The organism is Microcoleus sp. B6-A1, assembly GCF_036705085.1.
In the GTDB taxonomy this organism is placed as follows: Bacteria; Cyanobacteriota; Cyanobacteriia; order Cyanobacteriales; family Microcoleaceae; genus Microcoleus.
Genome location: NZ_JAUBTU010000094.1, coordinates 20,654 through 27,557, shown reverse-complemented (window position 1 = coordinate 27,557; position 6,904 = coordinate 20,654). Strand labels below are relative to the sequence as shown.

Sequence of the window (6,904 nt, the reverse complement as noted above, 5' to 3'; positions counted from 1 at the left end):
GAGCTGATTTTCTCTGTTTGACCCTCACGAGTGAGTGTCAGTAACATGATACCTCATCTTTCAGAGAAAGGCTATATTAAACTTGACGATTGACAGAGTTTCGTAAGATAAGACATGAGTATTCTCCTTAAATCATAAATCAAAATTCCCCACTGCCACCACAGGCAATGGGGTCAACGGATGTGATGCTTTCTGGCTCGTTATCCTACAATCTTGAGCGACGAAATGCTATCGTTATTGATACGACCAGGGCTGATTGCAAGATTAGGATACTCTCCCGGTGGAAGTTTCACATTACTCCCGGTGAAGTTAGTATCCCCAAAAACTTGCCATGTACCAGAGATTACTTTAGCTGATGTAATTTTGTCGTTCCAAAAAGTTCCGATATTAGCTAAGTCTTGGGTAAAGGTATTGGAATTACCTCCAAAATTGGAATCGCTATACACAGTTATTTCAGCCATTATCTGTCTCCTAAATTAGTCAGTTTTATTTAAAAAAGTCCAAAAAATATCCAACCGAAAGTTTTGTTAACCAGGAACTTTTTTATGGGAAATTTGGGCGGGCAGAAGGTTAGTTTTATTGGCTAACCTCCTGGATGCTTACTTAATAGCTGCTATTAGAAGCAGCTATGTTGACAAGCTTTTCAAACCTGTTATGCAGGAACTTGAAGTGTTTGACCAACTTGTAATTTTCCAGGGCTAACACCAGGATTAGCAGCTGCAATTTTTTGCGCGTTCGCATCACTGCCATTACCATAGTGGAACTCTGCAATACTGGAAAATGTTTCTCCAGCGGCTACAGTATGTGTTTTGTTAGACATGATTTTTTCCTTTGTTGTTAAGGTCGTTGTCTTTTGTTTCTAAACTCTCTCAGACGATTCCAGCAGGCAAATTCAGATTTTCTCGATCTAATTAGAGGCTTTTGTTCACCTCGTCGAGTTTCGATTGAATCTCAGATTTGGTTTCTTTCCTCGTAAACCTAACTTAAGCCTAATCGTTGAATAAAATATCTATCATTGTGAATAGGTTATTAGAAATTTAAAGATTTATCCGCAAGTTTAATGTTGGAAAAACCCTCATAATTGCTGTTAGTAAAAACTTGTTTGTCTCCCTGACAGTATAACTTTGACAGCCATATTGAGATAACTAAATTGCAGTTTTAATGCGTCAGGCTGCTTACTTATGTTGAGTTTATCGTACTCATCAATAGTGTTATTAAATTACCAGGCAGGCATAAAAGTCGTTATTGTAAATGACCTCATCTACTGTACGGGTAAAAAACTGAGATTACTCTTTTATGATTTCATGATGCGGAATTAGGGCGATCAATATTACGTTTAAAATGTGAAGAAAATGTGAGGATATCGTGAGGTAGATATCTCCCTGATTTGTCACTCCCGAAAAACGTTGCTTCGCACGACAGACGGCTTAAAAATAGCGGGTGTAGAGCGATCGCCTTTGCTGAAGCGCTTCCTCTCTGGATCAACTCAAAATGTGGACTGTGGATTCATTATTTTATAACCTATTTTTCTTCTTAGTCTTAATGTCCCGAACTAAAGAAGAACCTTTGGTAAATTGATAATAAAGCTTGTCCCCTTGCCCTCTGCACTTTCAACCGCAAGTGTCCCTTTATGGGCTTCAATAATACTCTTTGCTAAAAATAATCCTAATCCCCAGCCAGTTTGCTCCTCGGCACAAATGGTTCGACGAAATTGTTGAAAGAGGATGGATTGAGCGTCTAGGGCGATCGGATCGCCTTCATTATGGACGGTGAGGCTGATCTGCGTTTCAGTTTGCTGGAGCGTGAGTGTAATCGGCGTACTAGGCGCACCATATTTCACAGCGTTAATTGCTAAATTTTCAATCACCCGCCGTATTTCTTTTCGACTGCAATAGCTCGTGATATCAGAATCAGAGACTACAACAAACCGATCTCCATACGCGAACCTCAAATCTTCTACCACCTCTTGGACTAGCATCACAAAATCGCATTCTTCAAATTCAATCTTTAAGCTCTGCCCTGCCCGCAGCCGACTCGCATCCAGCAGATTTTGAATCATCGAATCCAGCCGATTGATCGCATTGAGCATCCTTGCGGCCACATCCGCGTGGCTATCTCCTCGTTCAAGCCGCCGCAGAGTTAGTTGAGTTCCCATTTTTACGACATTGATGGGATTTCTGAGGTCGTGAGTTAGCGTCACCATAAATAGTTCTTGAATATCTCGCAGCGTTTCGGAGAATTGAGTGGCGGCGTCATTAACGGCTTGCTCAATGGAGCCGATAATAATGTCTCTATCTTGCACTTCCAAAGGTGCTTCTTCTTCTAAAACTTGAAATATTACTTGACGGAGGAGGTGATACTCGAAAATGAGGTGACTCATGGAGTAGTCCGCATACCCCGCCCGTTCATGCCCATGCAGCTTGCCAATCCGCGTACTTTCTACCTCGTCGGCTGTGATGCGGGCAGATGTCCTGACAATTCTGTTTGAGAGTTCATCCACCAGTTGGTTTAAGTACAGAGGTAGGGAATCTTGCAAGACAAGAGAATTTTGATGCGTTGATGCACTGACTTCATCACGCGCCCGCTTCTCCCACATCCGCATAATTTTTTCAGCATTTTGTTTAAGACGGTCAGACGCTTGGTTGGACATCGTTTCTTATTTTCGGGATGAGTCGCTGTTGGGAGAACATTTTCTCCCTTATTTATAATGCCCCGCGAGCAATTTTGCAAGTATATAGGCAGCATCAGCCTTTAGGAGGTTAGCAAGTAACAGGTCTAAATCTCCTCGTGAAACAGGCTTGAATATCAGTTCCCATTGCGGTAATTTCTACCGACAGGCAAATGCCAATTCCACAAAACAATCAAAATCATCCAATTATGTAAGGGCTTAGAATTCCACATCTTCTCGCTCATTTTCCTCTGTTCTGGGAGTATCCAAACCAGTCGCGGCCCAGCGCATTGTTTCAATGTATTTTGCCAGACTCGCCACAGTCGGAGCCTCAAACAAATTGCTGACCGATAACTCGACTTGCAAAGCGTCTCGGATGCGAGAAATTAACTGAGTTGCTAGCAGGGAATGCCCCCCTAGTTCAAAGAAATTATCGTATATACTAACCTGCTGTTTTCCCAAAACCTTAGCCCAAATTTTCCCCAGCATTTCTTCGATATCAGTCCTAGGCGCTACATAATTTTCTGTTATATCCTCGCTGTCTGTCTCTATATCAGGCAAGGCGCGGCGGTCTAGTTTGCCATTAGGCGTCAGCGGCATATTCTCCAACACTGCATAACTTGCAGGAACCATATATCCTGGTAACTTTTCTTTCAAAAATTGGCGCAAGTCACTTGACTTGAGATTGTGACTTTTTGATTTTTCATTAATACCGTCAGGAATAACATAAGCTACCAAATGTTTATCGTCGGGGATGTCTTCCCTCACAATTACTACTGCTTCGCGCACTTGTGGATGCTGGCACAAAGCCGCTTCAATTTCTCCCAACTCGATGCGGTAGCCGCGAATTTTTACTTGGTCGTCAACGCGGCCTAAAAACTCGATGTTGCCGTCAACCAGATAGCGACCTAAATCACCTGTTTTATAAAGGCTAGAACCAGATTTATTGCTAAAAGGATTAGGAATGAATGCAGCAGCAGTTAAATCTGGCTGGTTGAGGTAGCCTTTCGCTAGTCCGTCACCGCCGACGTACAATTGACCTATAACACCGATCGCCACCGGCTGCAAATCCGCATCGAGGAGATAAATTTGCGTATTGGCGATCGGGCGGCCGATGGGGATAGAGGTTGCGGTTTCTGGTACGTCTTGCACGCAATAATAAGCCGAAAATGTGGTATTTTCTGTAGGCCCGTAAACGTGAATTAATTGAGTGGTTTGCGCCTGTTTTAGGACTTTTTTAACCCATCTCATATCGACAGATTCTCCGCCAAACAGCAAGCAGCGCAGCGAATCAAAAGCTTGCGGTAAAACTCTAGCAATTTGTTGAAATAATGCCGTTGTTAAAAACAAAACTGTGATGCCTTCTTGGCGCAGTTCTAAAGCTAAATCGTGAGGCGAAAGGGTAATATTTGTGCTAATTCCCACGAGTTGAGCGCCGTTAAGCAAAGCTCCCCAAATCTCGAATGTGGCTGCATCGAATGAAGCGTTTGATGCTTGGGCAATTTTATCTGTAGGTTCTATTTTTATATAATTTGTGTTGAGTACCAGCCGATTTACTGCTTTGTGGGTGACAGCAACTCCCTTGGGTTTTCCTGTAGATCCAGAGGTGTAAATAACGTAAGCTAGGTTGTCTGCTGTTACGGTGTTGGCGGGATTTTCGGCGCTTTCTTTGGCTATGTGTTCCCAGTCGCGATCGAAGTAAATCACCGAGTTTGAGAAGTCTAGGAAATTCTCAATCAATTTATCCTGAATTAGCAAGACTTTAACTTGAGCATCTTCCAGCATCAAGTTTAGCCGATCGCGCGGATAGCTCGGATCTAACGGTAGATAAGCCCCTCCCGCTTTCAGTATAGCCAACATCCCGACAATTAGGTCGATCGAGCGCTCTGCACAAAGCCCCACTAAAACCTCCGCCCCCACGCCCAGTTTTTGTAGGTAGCGCGCCAGTTGGTTGCTGCGACTGTTGAGTTCTCTGTAAGTGAGGTGCTGGCTGTCGAAAGTTAGGGCGACATCCTCCAGATGCTGCTGGACTCGCTCTTCAAATAACTGATGAATGCACTTATTTTGAGGATAATCTGTCCGAGTATCGTTCCATTCTCTGAATAATTGATTCACTTCATCCTCGCTCAATAAAGGTAAGTTAGCGATTCTTTGTTCTGGATTAGTCACAATGCTTTCCAGTAGCGTTTTAAAATGCCTCAGCATTCGGGCGATCGTAACTTCATCAAATAAATCTGTATTGTACACAGCTAAGCCTCGGAGTCCTTCCGAATCTTCCCAATGTTCGCCGTATCTGCTCCTAAAATTATCAGAAGCTTCCCACAAATACAGCTCTAAATCAAAGCGCGTGGTTTGAGTCTCCAAAGGAAAAGAACTCAACTTTAATTCTGGCAATTCTAGCTCGTCCAGCGGCGCATTTTGCAGCCCGAATACCACCTGAAACAGCGGGTGGCGATTCAACGATCGCTCTGGGTGCAATTCCTCGACTAGCTTCTCAAAAGGCAAATCTTGGTGAGCGTAAGCTCCCAGGGTTACTTCCCGCACCCGGCCCAAAAAATCTCGAAATGTCGGGTTTCCCGAACAGTCTGTTCGCAGCACTAAAGTATTGACAAAAAAGCCGATTAATGCTTCGATTTCGCTGCGGTTGCGATTGGCGATCGGCGAACCGACAACAATATCTTCTTGTTGCGAGTAGCGGTAAAGCAAAGTTTGAAATGCAGCGAGCACTGTCATAAATAAAGTCGCTCCTTCTCGCTGCGAGAGCGCTACAAGTGCGTCCTTCAGCTTTTTCGGCAGTTCTAAATATTGAGTTTTTCCGCGATAATTTTGCCTAGCTGGTGCAGGGCGATCTGTCGGCAAATTTAACACAGAAATTCCGTGCAATTGCTGCCGCCAATAAGCAAGCTGAGTTTCTAATACTTCACCTTGCAGCCATTCGCGTTGCCACTCGGCAAAGTCGGCATATTGAAGTGATAATTCTGGCAGGGGAGATGGCTGTTGATTTATCAAAGCTGTATAGATACTCTGCACTTCTCTAATTAGCACACCGATCGACCAATCATCGGAGGCTATGTGGTGCATATTTAGCAATAGAATATGCTCGGTCTCCGTCAGCCGCAGGATGGTGACTCGCATCAGCGGCCCGGTGGATAAATTGAAAGGGCGAAGAGATTCTGCTGCGGAGAGTTTTTTGGCTTCTGTTTGCCGTTGTTCTGGCGGCAAATCTTGCAAGTCTAATACTTTTAAATTAGTCTTGAAAGCCGCAGAGATTATCTGTACTGGTTGGCCTGATATCGCGGCAAAAGTGGTTCGCAAAGTTTCGTGGCGCTGCACTATTTCGTTGAAGGTTTGCTCTAAGGCTGTTAAGTTGAGGGAACCAGTTAAGCGCAGTGCTGTTACTACATTATAGAAAGGGTTTTCCGGTGCGAATTGGTCGAGAAACCACAAGCGCTGCTGGGCAAATGATGCCGGAAAGACAAACACTTCGGCTTCTGAGGAAATATTCAGTTTTTGTATATCCTTTGTAAAGGAATTGTCATAAATTTCGGAGGCCATATCTGTTGCTCTTAGGGGATGGGATGTGTTAATTTTTTGATGCGTGGGGTTGTTTTTTGACCGACAGCATCCAGGATACAAGCCTGCGGATTCATCCGTCCAGAAATAAAAAACCTGTATCCGAGAAACTTGCCCCCCGAATTTATCCGTGGGGTCAAGGCTTCAATTCTAAAATCTAAAATCTAAAATCTAAAATCGATTGACGGTGCGATCGCCTCTTAAAACTTTCGCGAGCAAAAGATCGGAACCTTTAATATAATAAATCTGGGTGCGGGAGTGCGGGAGAGACGCGGGCAAAAGAAACGGGGTTTCTGCCTGCTGGATCGAGTTATCCATTGAGGGGCTAGGAGTGCCACCCCCCAATCAAATTTAGTCGCGGAACGGGCTCTTAGGTTTGTGAGTCGGGTGCAATCGGGTGAGTTATATGCGAGAATTACCGGGAGCAATTCGTGGAGAGGTCAAGCTGTATAGCAATCCTCAATGATTTGTGTAATTCTTGTAGGGGCGAAACCCACGCCCGGTTGCCCCGATGCAGGCTGGGGTAGGCACTCTTAGCACTACCCCTACATATTTTTACAACTGATGCGAGGATTGCTATAGTATGATTTCTAATTGCACAAAGTGTTCTTGGGGGGATTAAGAGCGGGATAGCTTTGCTTCACGCAATTTTCTCACATTTGT

4 protein-coding genes are annotated in these 6,904 nt (G+C 44.2%); all 4 read right to left on the bottom strand.

Annotation, left to right across the window (positions count from 1 at the left end):
* Positions 1 to 200 precede the first annotated feature (200 nt).
* The gene (locus tag QUB11_RS25815) at positions 201 to 461 is read right to left on the bottom strand and encodes a beta/gamma crystallin-related protein (RefSeq protein WP_333205695.1); all 261 of its coding nucleotides are present in this window, start codon (positions 459 to 461) and stop codon (positions 201 to 203) included.
* A 191-nt stretch (positions 462 to 652) separates the two neighbouring features.
* A complete protein-coding gene (locus QUB11_RS25810; protein WP_194067329.1) occupies positions 653 to 820 on the bottom strand; it encodes a LysM peptidoglycan-binding domain-containing protein in 168 nt (55 codons plus the stop codon).
* A gap of 732 nt (positions 821 to 1,552) precedes the next feature.
* Positions 1,553 to 2,650, bottom strand: coding sequence for a HAMP domain-containing sensor histidine kinase (locus QUB11_RS25805; RefSeq protein WP_333205694.1), 1,098 nt, complete (start codon positions 2,648 to 2,650; stop codon positions 1,553 to 1,555).
* Between the two features lie 237 nt (positions 2,651 to 2,887).
* A complete protein-coding gene (locus tag QUB11_RS25800) occupies positions 2,888 to 6,223 on the bottom strand; it encodes an amino acid adenylation domain-containing protein (protein ID WP_333205693.1) in 3,336 nt (1,111 codons plus the stop codon).
* Positions 6,224 to 6,904 lie beyond the last annotated feature (681 nt).

What these genes read in the sequence shown, in the direction of transcription:
- QUB11_RS25810 (WP_194067329.1), bottom strand. Translation starts at nt 820, where the DNA reads ATGTCTAACAAAACACATACTGTAGCCGCTGGAGAAACATTTTCCAGT.
- QUB11_RS25815 (WP_333205695.1), bottom strand. Translation starts at nt 461, where the DNA reads ATGGCTGAAATAACTGTGTATAGCGATTCCAATTTTGGAGGTAATTCC.
- QUB11_RS25800 (WP_333205693.1), bottom strand. Translation starts at nt 6,223, where the DNA reads ATGGCCTCCGAAATTTATGACAATTCCTTTACAAAGGATATACAAAAA.
- QUB11_RS25805 (WP_333205694.1), bottom strand. Translation starts at nt 2,650, where the DNA reads ATGTCCAACCAAGCGTCTGACCGTCTTAAACAAAATGCTGAAAAAATT.